General features: G+C 60.1%; 17 protein-coding genes. 3 read left to right on the top strand and 14 right to left on the bottom strand.

What is annotated here, in order from left to right; genetic code table 11:
* Positions 1–6 precede the first annotated feature (6 nt).
* The 9 genes from ABWV64_RS08585 to ABWV64_RS08545 form a co-directional block, all read right to left on the bottom strand.
* Positions 7–738, bottom strand: coding sequence for a response regulator (locus ABWV64_RS08585; protein WP_502902627.1), 732 nt, complete (start codon positions 736–738; stop codon positions 7–9).
* Between the two features lie 187 nt (positions 739–925).
* On the bottom strand, positions 926–2,692 hold the full coding sequence (locus ABWV64_RS08580) for a PQQ-dependent methanol/ethanol family dehydrogenase (protein WP_353344060.1): 1,767 nt from the start codon (positions 2,690–2,692) through the stop codon (positions 926–928).
* A gap of 228 nt (positions 2,693–2,920) precedes the next feature.
* Positions 2,921–3,364, bottom strand: coding sequence for a c-type cytochrome (locus tag ABWV64_RS08575; protein ID WP_353344058.1), 444 nt, complete (start codon positions 3,362–3,364; stop codon positions 2,921–2,923).
* Between the two features lie 173 nt (positions 3,365–3,537).
* On the bottom strand, positions 3,538–4,083 hold the full coding sequence (locus tag ABWV64_RS08570) for a tetratricopeptide repeat protein (protein WP_353344056.1): 546 nt from the start codon (positions 4,081–4,083) through the stop codon (positions 3,538–3,540).
* A 74-nt stretch (positions 4,084–4,157) separates the two neighbouring features.
* Positions 4,158–4,949, bottom strand: coding sequence for a lanthanide ABC transporter permease protein PedC (locus ABWV64_RS08565; RefSeq protein ID WP_353344054.1), 792 nt, complete (start codon positions 4,947–4,949; stop codon positions 4,158–4,160).
* Complete coding sequence (locus tag ABWV64_RS08560; protein ID WP_353344052.1) at positions 4,946–5,680, bottom strand: lanthanide ABC transporter ATP-binding protein PedB/LutE; 735 nt, start codon at positions 5,678–5,680, stop codon at positions 4,946–4,948. Before ABWV64_RS08560 ends, ABWV64_RS08565 begins: the two co-directional genes overlap by 4 nt.
* 33 nt (positions 5,681–5,713) lie before the next feature.
* Positions 5,714–6,163 carry a cupredoxin domain-containing protein gene (locus tag ABWV64_RS08555; protein WP_353344580.1) on the bottom strand — a complete coding sequence of 150 codons (450 nt, stop codon included), beginning with the start codon at positions 6,161–6,163 and terminating at the stop codon, positions 5,714–5,716.
* A 19-nt stretch (positions 6,164–6,182) separates the two neighbouring features.
* Positions 6,183–7,139 carry a YVTN family beta-propeller repeat protein gene (locus ABWV64_RS08550; protein WP_353344050.1) on the bottom strand — a complete coding sequence of 319 codons (957 nt, stop codon included), beginning with the start codon at positions 7,137–7,139 and terminating at the stop codon, positions 6,183–6,185.
* 1 nt (position 7,140) lies between these two features.
* Positions 7,141–8,343 (bottom strand): lanthanide ABC transporter ABC transporter substrate-binding protein PedA1, encoded by a 1,203-nt coding sequence (locus ABWV64_RS08545; protein WP_353344048.1) that lies wholly within the window; start codon positions 8,341–8,343, stop codon positions 7,141–7,143.
* Between the two features lie 157 nt (positions 8,344–8,500).
* Here ABWV64_RS08545 and pedF point away from each other — a divergent pair, with 157 nt between their 5' ends.
* Together pedF and ABWV64_RS08535 are read left to right on the top strand one after the other, a co-directional pair.
* Positions 8,501–9,187, top strand: coding sequence for a cytochrome c-550 PedF (gene pedF / locus ABWV64_RS08540; protein WP_353344046.1), 687 nt, complete (start codon positions 8,501–8,503; stop codon positions 9,185–9,187).
* Between the two features lies 1 nt (position 9,188).
* On the top strand, positions 9,189–10,091 hold the full coding sequence (locus tag ABWV64_RS08535; RefSeq protein ID WP_353344044.1) for a transporter substrate-binding domain-containing protein: 903 nt from the start codon (positions 9,189–9,191) through the stop codon (positions 10,089–10,091).
* A gap of 2 nt (positions 10,092–10,093) precedes the next feature.
* Here ABWV64_RS08535 and ABWV64_RS08530 read toward each other — a convergent pair whose 3' ends face one another.
* On the bottom strand, positions 10,094–10,990 hold the full coding sequence (locus tag ABWV64_RS08530; RefSeq protein ID WP_353344042.1) for an FAD:protein FMN transferase: 897 nt from the start codon (positions 10,988–10,990) through the stop codon (positions 10,094–10,096).
* Positions 10,987–13,065 (bottom strand): 4Fe-4S binding protein, encoded by a 2,079-nt coding sequence (locus tag ABWV64_RS08525; protein ID WP_353344040.1) that lies wholly within the window; start codon positions 13,063–13,065, stop codon positions 10,987–10,989. Before ABWV64_RS08525 ends, ABWV64_RS08530 begins: the two co-directional genes overlap by 4 nt.
* Before the next feature lie 132 nt (positions 13,066–13,197).
* Between ABWV64_RS08525 and ABWV64_RS08520 the strand changes: the two genes are divergently transcribed.
* The gene (locus ABWV64_RS08520) at positions 13,198–13,584 is read left to right on the top strand and encodes a DUF1761 domain-containing protein (protein ID WP_353344038.1); all 387 of its coding nucleotides are present in this window, start codon (positions 13,198–13,200) and stop codon (positions 13,582–13,584) included.
* A 264-nt stretch (positions 13,585–13,848) separates the two neighbouring features.
* On the opposite strand, the gene ABWV64_RS08515 is transcribed toward ABWV64_RS08520, so the two are convergent.
* From ABWV64_RS08515 to ahcY, 3 genes are all read right to left on the bottom strand, one after another.
* Positions 13,849–14,190: a DUF2853 family protein gene (locus tag ABWV64_RS08515; protein ID WP_353344036.1), complete on the bottom strand. Its 342-nt coding sequence runs from the start codon at positions 14,188–14,190 to the stop codon at positions 13,849–13,851.
* Positions 14,191–14,317: 127 nt separating this feature from the next.
* Positions 14,318–15,055: an extensin-like domain-containing protein gene (locus ABWV64_RS08510; protein ID WP_353344034.1), complete on the bottom strand. Its 738-nt coding sequence runs from the start codon at positions 15,053–15,055 to the stop codon at positions 14,318–14,320.
* A 66-nt stretch (positions 15,056–15,121) separates the two neighbouring features.
* On the bottom strand, positions 15,122–16,513 hold the full coding sequence (ahcY, locus tag ABWV64_RS08505) for an adenosylhomocysteinase (RefSeq protein WP_353344032.1): 1,392 nt from the start codon (positions 16,511–16,513) through the stop codon (positions 15,122–15,124).
* Positions 16,514–16,763: the final 250 nt, after the last annotated feature.

Here is a 16,763-nt window from a genome sequence, read left to right as displayed (position 1 = left end):
TATGCGTTAGTAGCCGCCGCCCTCACCTTGGGCGATGCTGGAAAACCGCGCCTCTTGCGCGATCAAAACAGCCTGCGTGCGGCTTTGCACCCGCAGCTTGCGCATAATCGCCGTAACATGCGCCTTTACCGTGGTCTCCGCAATCGAAAGATCATAGGCGATTTGTTTGTTGAGCTTGCCCTCACAGATCAGGTTCAAAATCCGCGCCTGTTGGTTGGTCAGGCTGGACAGGCGCGCCATGGCCGCCTCTTGCTCGTTTTCGGGCGCGGCGGATTCGTCGGGCATATAGAGCCCTTCGGGCACGAAAACCTCGCCTGCGCTGATCGCATCAAAGGCTTCGCGAAAAACGCTGCGCTGGCTGTGTTTGGGGATGAACCCGCGCGCACCGGCGCGGATGGCCGAGGCGATGATGCGCGGCTCGGACATCGACGAGACCACGATCACCGGCACCGAGGGCGCCGCATTGATCAGGCGCAACAATCCGTCCAACCCGTTGACGTCCGGCAGGTTCAGGTCAAGGAAGATGATGTCGGGCGACAGACCTTCGGCAAGCCGCTCCAACGCGCCCTTGAGGCATTCGGCGGTCTTGACGGTTTGCACCTCAAGCACCGCGCGCAAGGTCATCGAGAGCGCATCGCAAAACAGCGGGTGATCGTCGATCACCATCGCCGTGTTCAGCGCCTTGTCTGCAGCGCCCCGATCTGCGGGGCCTCTGTCGGTCGGACGGGCGGGGGTCATTGCGGCTCTACTCCTGAACGGTGGAAGTTTCAGGGTAACAAATAGCACGCCGCGCGGCACTAGCCAAAAGGTCGAAGATCATATGGTTTACGCGCATCCGGCCTGCCGTGCGCGCAGCGATGGCGTATAAAAAAACGCGCGCCCCGAAGCGATCCGGGACGCGCGCTGATTGCCTTGGGAGAAGGACTTATTTCACTTCGGCCAACTGCTTGGGCAGTTTGAAGGTCCAAAGGGTGCCGCCTTGGTTCAGGAAGCTGACCTTTTTGGCCACTTCGCCACCCCAGAGCGGAACCGCGCCGCCCCAGCCGGAGATGACCGAAACATATTGCTCGCCATCCATTTCCCATGTGACGGGCTGACCCACGATGCCGGAGCCGGTGTTGAACGACCAAAGCTGTTCGCCGGTTTCGTCGTCAAAGGCGATGAAGTCACCCTCGGGAGTGCCGGTAAAGACAAGGCCGCCTGCGGTGGTCATCACGCCGCCCCAAAGAGGTGCTTCGTTTTTGAATTCCCACTTCCATTCGCCGGTCGCCGGATCGATCGCCTTGAGGCTGCCGATATGGTCTTCATACATCGGTTTGATGGTGAAGCCCGAACCGAGGTAGGCCGCGCCTTTTTTGTAGGTCACAGGCTCGTTCCAGATGTCCATGCCCCATTCGTTGGAGGGCACGTAGAACAGGCCGGTTTTCTGGCTGAACGCCATCGGCATCCAGTTTTTGCCGCCAAGGAAGCCCGGTGCGGAGAAGACCACATCGCCCTTCTTGCCGTCGGCTGCCGCAGCGGGGTTGCCCGGACGGTTGTCCTCGACAAAGATCGGACGGCCGTTTTCATCAATGCCCGACGCCCATGTGATGTCTTTGACGAAAGGCGTGCCGGAGATGAAGCTGCCGGTTTCGCGGTCCAGAACGTAGAAGAAGCCGTTCCGGTCAGCCGTGGCAAAACGCTTGTCGCCGTTTTTGTCGGTAAAGGCGACGACTTCGTTCACGCCGTCATAATCCCAACCTTCGCGCGGCGTGGTTTGGAAGTGCCATTTGATCTCGCCGGTGGCGGGGTCGATGCCGATACGCGATGCGGCATAAAGGTTGTCGCCCTTGTTGCCCTCGGTCGGTGTGCCTGCGTCGCGCAGGTGGCTGTTCCACGGTGCGGGGTTACCGGTGCCGAAAACGATGGTGTCGGTTTCTGCGTCATACGAGCCGCCGAGCCATGTCGCGCCGCCGCCGGTTTTCCACATATCACCCGGCCATGTGGCATTGAGCGTGCCGGTCATGGTGGATTCTTTGCCGTTGAGCGTGCCCATATGGCCTTCGATCACGGGGCGGGTCCAAACCATTTCGCCGGTTTCGGCGTTGCGGGCCTGCACTTCGCCAACGATGCCGAATTCACCGCCGGAGTTGCCGGTGATGACAAGGCCGTTCACGATCAGCGGGGCCGCCGTGTAGGAATAGCCCGCTTTGTAATCCGCGATTTTCTTGTTCCAAACGACATCGCCGGTCTTGAGGTTCAACGCCACCAGACGCGCATCGAGCGTGCCAAAGATGATGTTGTCGCCAAAGATCGCGCCGCCGCGGTTGATCACGTCACAGCAGGGCAGGATGCCTTCGGGCAGACGCGCGTCATATTGCCAAAGCTCTTTGCCGGTACGCACGTCGATGGCATACATGCGCGAATAGGAACCGGTGATATACATCACACCGTCATAGATCAGCGGCTGGGTCTCTTGACCGCGCTGCTTTTCACCGCCAAGCGAGAACGCCCATGCCGGCATCAGGTTCTTGACGTTTTCCTTGTTCAGCGTCTCCAGCGGGCTATAGCGCTGCAGATCGCGGCCCATGCCGTTTGTGACAATCTGGCTGGTGTTCATCTGGTCGTTGGCCAGATCCTCTTCGGTCACACCGGCAATCGCGGTCCCTGCCGCCATAATGCCGATCGCGACGGATGCGATAAAGCGATTCATTCGGTCGTCCTCCCTAGGTTCTACCTACCTTTCCGGCAGGCTCCATTGCGCGCATCACGCGCGTCCGGTGAGAGGAGGCTAAGGGAAGGCCGCGGCGCAAGGTATAAGCCAATGGTCGTATCCCAAATTCCGTCAGGCGGTTTCCCTTGGGTTAGCCCGCCTGACGAATCGCAGCTGCGGCGCGGACAGGCCCGCGCCGAAACCTGTTTTTGCTCAACGGATTAGGCTCTATTCCCCGTTCAATTTTTCGGTCAGAGCCGACCCGTCGCGGGTTGTGATCGAACGCAGGTAGGCAAGAATAAAGTCCTGCACCGTGCGATCCTCGATTCCGACGTGGCGCATTTTCGTGCCGGGCATAAAGCCGGTGTTATCCTCCATCCATGCGCGCAGCGCCGCTTCGGTCCAAACAATGCCCGAAGCCGCCAAGGCGGTGGAGTAATCATAATCCTCAACCGTGCCCGCCCCGCGCCCGATGATGTTTTCCAGCGGTGGGCCATAGGAGGCATCGGAGGAATTATCCGCATGGCACCGATGGCATTCGCCGTCAAAAAGCGTCTTGCCTGCGGTCACTTTCACCTCGTCGTAGAGCTGGGTGCTTTCGGCCAGAAGCGGCGCGCCGAATGCAGGGGCAAGAAGGGCGGCGAAGGTGGCTGCGTGAAACAAACGGGTCATGGCGTGATCTCCTGATTGGGTTGGCCCTATGCTACGCCTCGCGCCGCCGCGCCAATTTGATCGATATCAACCGCTGCCCCCTCCTTTGGTCGTAGGGGCGCAAGGGCTTGGCACAAAAAACCCCCGCACGGGCAAACCGGCGGGGGTATTGCAATCAGGATTGCGAGACTGCCCTAGAACATCGGACCATATTTCCAGTTGTCCGCATCCGGCGTGACCTCGTCGAGGTCGTAATCGGCGCGCTGCATCCGCTGCGCGATTGCCAATCCCTGCGCCGCCGCCGCATCGACCATGGCGCGGCCTGCATCCACGTCCTGCGCCACGCCGCGCCCGCGCATCAGCGACAGGCCGTAATTGAATTTGCCCACCGGATCACCCGCCTCGGCGGCGCGGCGGCTCCATTCGGCGGCGGCATCGGGGTTTTCATCGGCGCCAAGCCCGTTGTCGTCCATTTGGCTGAGCCATGTCATCGCGCCGGTATATCCAGCCTCGGCGCATTGGTTGAACAATTCGCGCGCGTCATCGTGATCGCCCTTCTTTACCATCAAATATCCGGTGGCGCAGGTGACCATGTCGGTTTGCCCGCCGCGCACATTTTTCATCACGCGGTTGAGGGTCATTTCTTCGGGGTTCAAACTTCCGCCGCCCAAATCGTCATCGCTTTGGGCCAAGGCGGGCGCGGCCATCAAGGCGGTCAAAAGGGTCAATCGTATCAACATGGGATGGGTCCTCCTAAGGCAAAGCCTAACAAAACAAGGCGGAGGCGTCATCACCCCTATGGTCGCAAGTTAGGTCAACCCTTGCGCCGTATCATGCCACGCGCCGGATCATAGCCCCACAGCGCCAGCGCCAAAAACGCCAAACCCGCCGCGATGGTCACAAAAATCGCCAGAATATTCACCTCGGCATAAAGCGCGAAGCGGATCATTTCCACCGCATGGGTAAAGGGGTTGAGGGCGCAAATATCGTGCAAAAGCTGCGAGCTTTCGGCCATTTTCCACAGCGGATAAAGAGCGGAGGACAAAAAGAACATCGGGAAGATGACAAAGTTCATCACTCCCGCGAAATTTTCGAGTTGCTGGATAAAACTCGACAAGGCCAGCCCCAAACCGCCAAGCATCAACCCGCCCAGCAGCAGCGCGGGCAGCACCGTCACATAGCCAAGCGGCGGCATGGTGATCCCGAACAGGGCCGCGACCGCGAGGAAGCTATAGACCTGCAGGATCGAGATTGCCGTCGAGCCGATCAACTTGCACACCAAGAGCCACCAGCGCGGCATCGGCGAGGTCAAAAGCAACCGCATCGACCCCATCTCGCGGTCATATACAAGGCTGAGCGAGCTTTGCATCCCGTTGAACAAAAGGATCATCCCGCACAGTCCCGGAATGATATAGGTCTCATAGGTGATATAGGTTTGGTAGGGCGGGATGATCGACATGCCCAGCGCGGCGCGAAACCCCGCTGCAAAGACCAAAAGCCACACCATCGGGCGCACCAAGGCGGCGAGAAAACGCTCGCGCTGGCGGACAAAGCGCAACGCCTCGCGCGCAACGATGGCGCGCAGGACCAAAAACGCCCCGCTCACAGCGCCACCCCCGCATCGGCGGTTTGGCCCGTGTGCTGCAAAAACACCTCGGTCAAAGGGCGGCCAGCGGCGATCTCTGCCGCGCGGCCGTTTTGCAAAATGCGACCCTGATGCAGCATGATTAGCTGATCCGCGTCTTGGATTTCATCGGTCAGATGCGTCGCCCAAAGCACGCAAAGCCCCGCCTCGGCCAAAGCGTGCACATGAGAGACAATTCCGTGACGCGCAGCCACATCAAGACCCACGGTCGGCTCGTCCAAAAGCAATACCTTGGGCCGGTGGATCAAGGCGCGGGCGATTTCGGCGCGGCGGCGATGCCCGCCGTTGAGGCTGCGCGCCTTTTCATGGGCGCGTTCGCGCATGCTCAATTGATCAAGAGCGCCGTCAATCCGGCGCGCCGCGTCCTTGCCGCCAAGCCCTTGCAGCGCGGCAAAATACGACAGGTTGCGCCGCACCGACAGGTCGAGATCCAAAGTGGTTTGTTGAAACACCACGCCCATTTGCGCCAATGCCGCGCGCGGATGGGCGGCCATATCGGCGCCCGCGATTTCGATGCGCCCCTGCGGCGGCGTAAAAAGCCGTGTGAGAAGGGAGAACAGCGTCGATTTACCCGCACCATTCGGCCCGAGCAGGGCGCAAAACCGACCCTCGGCCACCTCGAAAGACACGTCATCAAGCGCCTGTTTCGGACCGTAGAAAAAGCTCAGGTTTTGCGCGCGAATCCCGCTCACGGGCGGACCGCTGCGCTGCGTCTGTCGGCGGGGTTATTCAATCGTGATCTCCAAACGCTGCGTCTCGCCCGTGGTGCCAGGCACATGCAGGTTATACGATCCGGGCTTGAGCGCAATAAAGCCGATTTCCATCGTGCCCGCCTCGTCAAATTCGACACTATCAAGGCCCAAAGGACGGATTTCCAACCCTTCGATCACGATCTCGTCGATCCAGATCGCACGAAAGAAATCGGCCCCCTTGAGCGCCAGCTCCTGACTGCCGTCCGAAGTGATTTCGACCTCGTAATAGGCGCCGGATTTGAGCCGCCACGGCGCATCGCTCAACGGCATGCCCGCCGACAAGATCACCTCGGGCAGGTCGTGTTTGTTCTTGCTGGACAAAAGCCCCGCCAATCCGAATTTCGGCGCGTCTTCATCCGCCCATGTCGGCGCGGAGGTGGCCAATAGGATCGCGCTCAATGCGGCTATTTTTGCGGTCTTCATCATCTTCTTTCTCCAATCTTCACGGACGCAGCGCCGCGCCCCAAGGGAAGCGGCCGACTTTGATGGTTTTGATCGCCTTGCGTTTGGCCACATCCACGACCGTCACATCGCCGGACACGCCATTGGTGGTGAACAGCAGGCTCTTGTCGCTGTTGAACGCCATATGCCAAACCCGCCGCCCAACGAGAATATAATCTTCCACCTCATAGGTTTGGGCATTCACAACGGCCAGATGGTTGGCGGGGCCAAGGGCGACGAAAGCGGTCTTTTCGTCTTCGGTAAATTCAAAGCCGACGGGCTGAATACGGTCCTCGTGAATGCCGGTGATGGCAAAGCTCATTTTGGCAAGTTCCGCCTGATCAGAGACTGAAAACACGCTCACCGTGCCGCCGATTTCGGCGCTGACCCAAAGCTCGGTGCCCTCTTTGGTGAACTCGGCATGGCGCGGGCGGGAATCGACCAAAGTGTTGGCAAAGAGGCTTTGAGTTTCCGTGTCGATCCAATGGGCCATATTGGTGGTTTCGGAGGTGGTGATCGCGATTTTGCCATCGGGCGAGACGGCCATGCCTTCGGGTTCGATCCCGACGTCGATTTGCGCCACAACGCGGCGATCAACCACATCCACCACCGTGGTGATGGCGTCATCTTCATTGGCGATATAGAGGTGGCGGTCGTCAGGGTGCAGGACGAATTGCTCGGGGTCTTCGCCCGACGGCAGATCGTGCAATATCTCGCCGGTGTTCGGGTCCATCACCTGCACCGTGTCGCTGTCGGAGGCACAGATATAAACGCGGCTGTAATCATGGCTGAAGGTGATGCCGCGCGGGCGCTCGCCGGTCGCAATCGTGCGGATGACCTCCAAACTGGCGACATCAATCACGCTGACCGTGTCGTCCTTTTCGTTGGTTACCCAGATTTCTTCGGCGCTCAGGGGCGCGGCGAAAAGACAGGCGATCATAGCGAAACGTAGATACATATCACTCTCCTTCAAAAGCAGTGCAGGCGCTTTCGGGGCGGTCCAGCCCGAGGCTGTCCAGCTCGTTATTTTGATGCAAGAACCCGTCGAGCGGCGCATTGGCGACGACCGCGTCATCATGCAAAAGCGGGATCGGTTGGCGCAATTGCCCGTTCCATGCGCGATAGGACAGGGGCCGCCCCTTAAAGCCTGCCAACTCGAATGTATCGGACAGGATATAGGCGCGAAGCGTCTCTATTTGGGCGGAATTCACGCGCGTCATCGCCTCGCCAAGGCTGCGCATTGCGGCCCAAGCGGCGTAATCGCGCGGCTGCATATCGCGCCCCGCCAGATCGCGGAACCGAGATTGCAGTTGCGCCGCGCCCCATTGTTCGACCACGCGGCCCCATGCAGCGGGGCGCAGGCCGACCGATCCGGCAACAGGCCGCGCCAGCCATGTATTATAGACCACATAGCGGGCAAAATCATTGGCCTCATCCGCGACAATCAACACGTCATGATCGCCCAAAGCTTGGGTGAAAAGCGGCACCTCTTGCGAGGCAGTGCGGCGCATATCGGCATCGGCGCTCCAATCCGCGCGCTTGCCCGCCCGAAGGCCGAATTTGGCCAAGCTGGCCTCGATGGCAGCGGCGAAGGCTTGGTCTTGCGGGGCGGGGCCAGCGATGAGCGCGGTTTTGCCCCAACGCTTAGAGACCAAAAATTGCGAAAGCGCATCGGCGCGCATCGCATAGGAGGCGGCGGTATGCAGCAGGTTCGAGCGGCATTTCGCGCTGCGCAGCGCGGGATCGGGCGCGCCCACGTTGAACAATATCGCGCCCTTGGCCTCGGGCAAATCCGCAATCTGGAGCAACAGGTCCGGCGCGGCATCGATGATCAGATAGGGCGATGCCGATAAGGCAGCGCGCGCCGCCTCGACGCCATTTTCAGGCGAAACAGTGACTGTTTCCAGCGCATAGTGATGATTCAAAAACCGCCCCGTGGTGGCATTGTCGGCGCGCGCCAATTCTGCCCCCGCACGGCCCAAATCCTCGGGCACGGGATCAAGGTTCGACAGGGTCGGCGGCGGCGCGGGACGCGCGGAAAGATAGGTGACCGCAAGGTGCGGCCCCTCCTTCGCGCTCGTTTGGGCCAAGGTTTGGGTCGGCGCTCCAAACAGCCCCAAACCTCCAAGCAAAACCAACCAGATGCGCAAACGCAGCCTCATGACACTCCTCCCTGACAGACGAGGCTAGAGCGGCACCGCAGGCGGGACCACTACGACCATCGTCTCGCCTTTCGTATATTTAAACCAAAGTCCAATAGCGATAGGCTCACGACACACCTTATGACACATGTCGAACAGGTATATGGGAGGAAACCACATGACATCTTTGCGCAAACTGCCCGCGCGCGCTGCTTTGGCCGCTTTTTGCACGCTGGCGGGAGCCGGTATGGTTTATGGTCATGGCGATGTCGCGCCGCAACCGATGAACACTGATGCGCTGCCCGATGTGGGCGAAGAGTGGTTGACCGAAAACCCCTACCGCGACCAAGGCGACGAGGTTTGGACCACGGCAATCGAAATCGGCGCGTCGGGCTATAACCAGAACTGCGCGCGTTGCCACGGGCTTGAGGTGATTTCGGGCGGTTTGGCCCCCGATTTGCGCTACCTTGAGGCCGAAGAATACGGCGATGAATGGTATGCCGAACGCTTCCGTGTCGGCTATACTCAAAATGGCACCACCAAAATGCCGGCCTTTGAAGAGGTTTTGGGGCAAAAAGCCGGTTGGGCGATCCGCACCTATATCGAAACCCGCCCTGATCAGGACATGCTCGACGAATACGCGGACGAGCTTCAAGCCCTGCGCGACAGCCTCGCCGATGGCAGCGCCGATGTCGCAGCGGTCAAACCGCGCCTTGAAGAGATCGCGGGCAAGATCGAAACGCTCTCGGGCGCGCCGGTGGCCGATTCCATCGCCTTTCGCGCCGCCAAGCAATTGGATGGATCGGAGGGGGCGATGAAGCAAGCCGCCGAAACCCTGACGATCGGACTATCGGTCGCGCATTAACATGCGAAATGTCTTGCGCAACACCGCCTTCGGGCTTGTCGCCTTAGCCTGCCTTTCGGGGCAGGCTTTTGCGCGTTGTGAGGATTACGTCCCGCAGCCCAAACCGCAAAACGCCAGCCGCGATATCGTTGGGCAAGACCTCGACCAAATCACCGAACGCGGCTGGATCGACATCGCATTGTTCGAGGATTTCCCGCCCTATTCCTATCTGGAGGGCGGCAAGCCCGTGGGGATCGACGTCGAGATCGGCGCCTTGATCGCCGATGCCTTGGGGGTCGAGCCGAAATTCAGGCTGGTCGCGGCGGGCGAGAACCTTGAGGCCGACCTGCGCAATTGGGTGTGGAAGGGGCCGGTCACCGGCGGGCGCGTTGCCAATGTCATGATGCATATCCCCTATGACAGCAGCTTTGCCTGCCGCGTCGAACAGGTGGTGTTTACCGGACAATATGCGACCGAAGGCATTGCGATTGCCTATTCCGAGGCGGCCTATCCCGATGGCGAAGCGCCGGTTCCGGCCTATTTCCGCTTTGATACGGTCGGCGTCGAAAACGACTCGATCTCGGATTTTTATCTCACCGCTTTCCCCGGCGGGCAGCTTTCGGGCAACATGCGCCGCTATCCGGCGACCCAAGATGCGATGGCAGCCTTGGCCGCCGGAGAGGTCAAAGCCGTGATGGGCCCGCGCACGCAGCTTGAGGCGGGTGCCGCCGCCGGTATCAAAGTCCATCAGCCGCCCTTGCCAGGGTTTTCTGTGGGCAAATGGACGTTGGGCACGGCGGTGAATTTTCGCTACCGCGCCTTGGGATATGCGGTGGATGATGCGATTTTTGCCGCGCTAGACGACGGGCGGATCGCCGCAATCTACGCCAAATACGGCGCGACATGGCAGGCGCCCGAGCGCTAGGGTCAAACCCGCCGCTGGCCCACTTCGCCCTCAAAGCTGACCAATATCACCCGCACCGCATCGGCGCGCCGTGCGAGAACGGCGTCGATCTGCGCCCCGTCCATATGGCACATCGCGGTCGAGAGCGCGTCGGCAACGGCCGCAGTCTCGGCCTCCACCGTCACTGACGACCAAAGCGCAGGTGCAAGGCCAAGCGGATCAAGGACATGGCCTTGGTCCGGCCCAAGGCGCAGCGCCGCGGGGCTGGATGTGGCCAAGGCCGTGCCGGTCAGGCTTTGCCAGCCATGCAGATCGAGCGCCGGATCCGACAGGCCCAAGCGGAACGGGCCGCCAAGCGCGCGATACTCGCCAATATTGACCAAAACTTCGCGCGCACCGAGATCGCGCAAATACGCGGTGACCAGATCAGTGGCAAAGCCTTGGGCAATCCCGTTGAGGGTCAAGGCCTGCTCCGCGCCGATCGCGATATGATCGGGCGTGACTTGCACGCGGTCGAAACCGATACTGGCGCGCGCTGCGGCGATATCCTGCCCCCGCGCCAAGGCGTGCCAAAGCGGCTGCACCGTGGGGTCGAACCGCCCGCCCGTCGCGCCATGCATCTCGCCGCACAGCGTCAGAAGATCGGCAAAATACCGTGGCGGCTGGCGTAGGGACTTTGCGCGATTAAGCAAGGATAGGGTCGATTTTTGGTCATAAAGGCTGAACTGCTGCTCGATCTGGGCCAAAAGATGCGGCACCGCGCGCAGAGCCTCGGTCTCCATCCCGTAAAGCGTGACCTGCGCCTCGGCGCCCAAAGCTGTGCCTTGCCAACGGGCGGGCACGCTGCGCGCGGTCGCGGCAGATCCGGCAATCGCACCGGCGGCGGTGATCGACAGAAATCGGCGGCGCGTGAGGCTCATGCGGCGATCTCCCGCTTGGCTTTGCGCGCCTTGAGGATCAGCGGCACGCATTGCGCCGGATCGTCGTGGATCGTCACGCAATCGAGGCATTGAAAACATTCCGAATAATCGATGGCGCCGTTTTGCTTGATCGATCCGTATTTGCATTTCACCTTGCACAACTGGCAGGGCGATCCGCATTCGGCGCGCCGGTCGATCCATTTGCGCCTGCGCAGCAAACCGCCAATCGCCATGACCGCGCCCAAGGGGCAGACATAGCGGCAAAAGCCTTTGAAGGTGACCATGCCGAGCACAAGCCAGAACGCCGCATAGGCGACGTAATACCACTCGCGCACGAAATAGACGGTGATGGCGGTTTTGAACGGCTCGATCTCGGCCACTTTATCGACGCTGGCAGGGTTGTAGAACACGGCGGCAATCATCCCCAAGAGCACCAGATATTTGACCGATTTAAGCCGCGCGTCCCATTTGGCAGACGGCTCAATTTTGGGCAGCCGGAGCAGGCGGCCAAGACGGTCGGCGAATTCTTGCAGCGCGCCAAAGGGGCACAGCCAGCCGCAAAAGAACCCCCTGCCCCAAAGCACAAAGCTGACAATCACCACGGCCCAGATCATCAAGGAGAAAGGGTCATAGAGAAGATAGGCGAAATTGCCCCCCTCCCACAGCGTGCGCAATGTCGCCAGAACGGTGACGATGCTCAATTGCCCCTGCCCGTGCCAGCCGACAAACCCAAGCATCACCGCCAGCACCCCAAGGCGGATCGCGCCGAACCGCGGGTGCGCCGCCAGTTGGCGCATCGCAAAACCCATCACGATGCCCAGCGCGGTCAGGCCCACGGCCAGAACCACCAGATCCGTGCTGCGCCCGCGGAGGGCTTCGACCCACGGCGGCACGGGGCGCGGGGCGAGGTCTTGTTTGTAGAACCGCTCATCGGTTTTAAGCTCGACCGACAGGTCCTTTGTGCCGATCTCGGGTTGGAAAATCCCGTGGGCGCGCGGGGCCTGCAGGGTCAAGATCCAAGGCCGCGAGGGATCGAAGCCAAGACGGCGATCCGAGCGCAAGATAATCGCGGCCGCGTCCGAAAGCTCGCTCGGCAGATCGTCGTTCAAGGTGATGAACAGATCCGCATCGCGAAGGGCCACGGGAAACCCGTCTTGGACCGCCGAAATACGGTCGGGCGCGGTGTTACGCACGAAATTGTCCGACACCAACCCGTGCCGCCCTGCATCCAGCAAGAGCACCGGCGCGGCATCGGGCGTCACGGCGCGAAAGGCCGCAAGTTCGGCCAATGTATCGGGCGCAAGCACTGCACTGGCGATCGATTGCGGGCCCAGATCAATGGCATAAAGGTCAAGATATATGCCGCTCGGATCGTCCAGAGCCAGCGGATCGTCGCCCTCCCAAAGCGTGCCTTTGAACAACGCCTCGACCTCGGCGTTGCTGACCGTCAGACGGCCCACGAGACCCTGATCGAGCAGGTCGGCCCATGTCAGCGTCTCGGTGACCGCGGGGTCGGGATAGGACGGCGGGCCGGTGTTCACGCCTTGCATCTTTTCGCGCGCGACGCCGAGGGCGGCGGCGAGGATGCTTTCATGGGCGATGCGCACGCTAGCCGTGGCTTTTGTCACCCCGTCGAGATAGACCAAAGCGCCGCCCGCATCGGCCGCGCCATAAGGGGTGCCGACCACCAAAGGCGTGCTGATCGAATGGCCGCGATATTGTTCGACGAATTTGTGAAACGGCGCTTGGCCGAGGCCAGAGACAAAGATCGGCTCGTTGTGATCGAGCAGGCGCACATCGATGAATTTGGCCTCGGCATCGAGAATGACCAACAGGTTGATCGGCGCTCCGGAAAATCCAGGCAACGGCGCAAGCGGTTCGGTTTGAAAGACAAATCCGGCCTCGGCGCCGCCGGAATTGAGCAACTGATAGACGCCCTTGTCATTGACCAATTCGCCCAAGGAATAGGGCGGCACGACAAAGGGTTCTATCGCGGCGCGGTCGAAAACCTCGGCGCGGAGCGGCGCAGCCAGCAACACCAGCAGCGCAAAAAGAACAGAAATGGCCTCCCTCATAGGGCGCAGATTGGCGCGCCGTGCGGACCCGCGATATGCGACAAAGGTATGAGAGGCGCGGGCCTGCCGAAAACACTGGCCAGATCTATGTGCGGCGCGCTAGCCTGAGGCAACCAAGGGGAGGATCGCGAGATGATAGCAGTCTTACTGGCGGCGCTGGCCGGATTTGCGACAGGAGCCGTATGGTATATGAGCCTGTCGAAGCCGTGGATGGCCGCAGCGCAGATCGAGACAGACGAGGCCGGAAAGCCCAAGGGCGGATCATTTGTGCCGTTTATCTATAGCGGGGCGGCGATGATCCTTGTGGCGGGAATGATGCGCCATATGTTTGCCATGGCCGGCATCGACGGCGCAGGCGCGGGATTTGTTGCGGGGATCGGGATCGGCGCGTTCTTTATCACGCCATGGCTAGCGATGTGCTACGCCTACGGGATGCGTAAACCTGCATTGGCTTTGATTGATGGCGGCTATGCCTGCCTTGGCTGCGCAGTAATCGGCGCGGTGCTCGGCGCGATGTAGGAACCGGCAGGTTCAAACCGCAGGTCCGCCTACAACGGCGCTCAAAAAACACGAAGGGTCCCAGCCAATGCCAAGACCCTTCGCCACCCCACGTGCTCCCTACACACCACACGTGAATTAGAATTTCGGGTCCGGCCATCCTGACGCGGAACAACTTTTTATACCTCATTTCGGCCTCGCCACAAAGGCGCAAGTAGGCAAAATGCACCGCAATAAAAAAACGCCCGCTTAAGGAAGCGGGCGTTTCTTTTGTATCGCAATGGCTTAGCCGTAGACGGCTTCTTTGCCGAAATGTTTGGTCAGCATGTAATAGACAACGGCGCGATATTTGTTGCGCTCGGATTTGCCATATGTCTCGATGACACTATCGATGGCATCCATCAATTCGGGGCCGTCCTTGAGGCCCAGCTTTTTGACGAGGAAATTGTCTTTGACGGTTTCCAGCTCGGATTTGTCGCTGCCCGCGACGGTCGAGGCGTCCGCATTATAGATCGACGGGCCGCAGCCGATTGTGACCTTGGTCAAAAGGCCCATATCGGGCGTCATCCCGCATTTGTTTTTCAAATCATCCGCGTATTTCGCAATTAGGTCGTCACGTTTTCCCATGGTCTTCTCCCACCTTTCGGCTGTTTTGCCATTACTCCACCACGCTCCTTTTGGAACGTTCGCAGCAAGCCTAGCGGCTAATTTTGCCAAGACAAAAGGATTTTTGGCCGCTTGGGCCGAATGCGGCCTAGCCGCAACTGTTCCATCCGGTATTTTGCATGTGAAAATGATCGGCATGCAGGGCGTTATATTCCGGTCCGAGCACGGTGTTGAACCAAAGACAGGCCCCTTGCTGCGCGGCACGCAAAAACGCGGCGTCCGGCGCGGCGCCATTCCAATCGGCCTTGAGGCTTAATCGCTTTCCATTGGCAAAATCAAAACCGGAAATATCGATTGCATCCGCGCTGGCGTGGGTGCTCATGCGCGAGGTCTCGCCCGAGGGGGTGCGGATGGCGCGGCAATTGTAGCTCGAATAATGCCGTATGCCGGTCAGCTCGGTGCCAAGATGGGCCGTCGCGGCGGGCTGCAATGCGTGACGCTCCCACATGGCGAGGCGTAGGGCGATCGGGCAGCGGGTTTCAAGCGGCTTCAGCTTCGCCGCCCCGACCGAGGCCAGCCGCACCCGCCCGCGAATATGGCAAACCTCGGAAGCCTGCAGATCGCTCATGGCGCTGGCGGATACCGAGGAGGCATCGAGCACCGATTGGCACAGCGCCGGATCGCTCAGAGCGCGCGATAGCTTCCATTTTGTGATGGGCGTAACGGGATCTGCAATGCGCAGAGGTTTGACCGGGTTCCATTCATCGCGCAGCGGCGTGTCAGGATGGTAAAGCGCAAGATATCCGCCCCAGACCAGCCCGCCAAAAAGCGCCAGCGTGACCGTCACGCGGCCGAGCGCCAAAGCCGCCCGCATCAGCTTGCGCAAATATAAAACCGCCCGAGACGGGCTCGGGCGGTTAGGGGTGTGACCGTCTTCGTCCATAAGACGTATTTAGTAACGATAATGCTCGGGTTTAAAGGGGCCTTCGGGCGTAACACCGATATAGGCCGCCTGTTCTGCGTCCAGTTTGCTGAGCTTCACGCCGATCCGGTCAAGGTGCAGACGTGCGACCTTCTCGTCGAGATGCTTGGGCAGGATATAGACTTGGTTGTCGTAATTCTCGCCGCGCATCCAAAGCTCCATCTGCGCCAGAACCTGATTGGTGAAGGACGCGGACATCACGAAAGACGGGTGACCCGTGGCATTGCCAAGGTTCAAAAGGCGCCCCTCGGAGAGCAGGATGATGCGATTGCCGGAAGGCATTTCGATCATATCCACTTGCTCTTTGATGTTGGTCCATTTGTGGTTCTTCAGGCTGGCCACCTGAATTTCATTGTCGAAGTGGCCGATGTTGCCGACAATCGCCATGTCCTTCATCGCGCGCATATGCTCGATGCGGATCACGTCTTTGTTGCCGGTGGTGGTGATGAAGATATCGGCGCTCTCGACCGCATCTTCGAGCAACACAACCTCGAACCCGTCCATCGCGGCTTGCAGCGCGCAGATCGGGTCAACTTCGGTGACTTTGACACGGGCGCCTGCGCCGCTGAGCGACGCGGCAGAGCCTTTGCCCACATCGCCATAACCGCAAACCACGGCGACCTTACCGGCCATCATCGTATCTGTGGCGCGGCGGATCCCGTCCACGAGGCTTTCTTTGCAGCCATATTTATTGTCGAATTTCGACTTGGTGACAGAGTCGTTCACGTTGATCGCAGGAAAAGGCAATTGGCCTTTCTTATGAAGATCATAGAGGCGGTGCACGCCGGTGGTGGTTTCTTCCGACACGCCTTTGATGGCTTCGCGGGTTTTCGTGAACCAACCGGGGCTTTGTGCCATGCGTTTCTTGATCTGCGCGAAAATCGCCTCTTCCTCTTCCGAGGTGGGCACTTCGATCAAATCCGTCTCGCCCGCCTCGACGCGCGCGCCGAGCAAAACATAAAGTGTCGCATCGCCGCCATCATCGAGGATCAGGTTCGCACCCTCGGGGAATTGGAACGAGCGGTCGAGGTAATCCCAGTGCTCGACCAATGTCTGGCCCTTGATGGCGAAAACCGGTGTGCCGCCCGCGGCAATCGCGGCTGCGGCATGGTCCTGCGTCGAGAAGATGTTGCACGATGCCCAGCGCACGTCGGCGCCCAGCGCGACCAATGTTTCAATCAAAACAGCGGTTTGAATGGTCATGTGCAGCGAGCCGACGATGCGCGACCCTTTGAGCGGCTGGCTCTCGCCATATTCGGCGCGCAAGGCCATCAGGCCCGGCATTTCGGTTTCGGCGATATCAAGCTCTTTGCGGCCATAGGCGGCGAGGTTGATATCCTTAACAATATAATCTTTGGTCACGAGCGGTTTCTCCAGATGTGTCACGCGAGGCCCTAACAAACTCGGCGCGTTTTCACAAATCAATCCGCGCGTGTTCGGCGCAGTTATCTACGCGGGCAGCTAAAGATCGCGTTAATCGGCAAATGGATGGCGCATTGGGGCTGCGGGCGCCCATGCATGTGGGCGCGATTTCGCCCAAACGAATCATCTGACTCGCGGCGTTTTGGTGACGTTTGGTTAACTTAACCGGTTGTTAACCGCGATTTGGGAA

The organism is Litorivita sp. NS0012-18, assembly GCF_040371945.1.
Classification (GTDB): Bacteria; Pseudomonadota; Alphaproteobacteria; order Rhodobacterales; family Rhodobacteraceae; genus Litorivita.
This window is presented reverse-complemented; position numbering and strand designations above follow the sequence as displayed.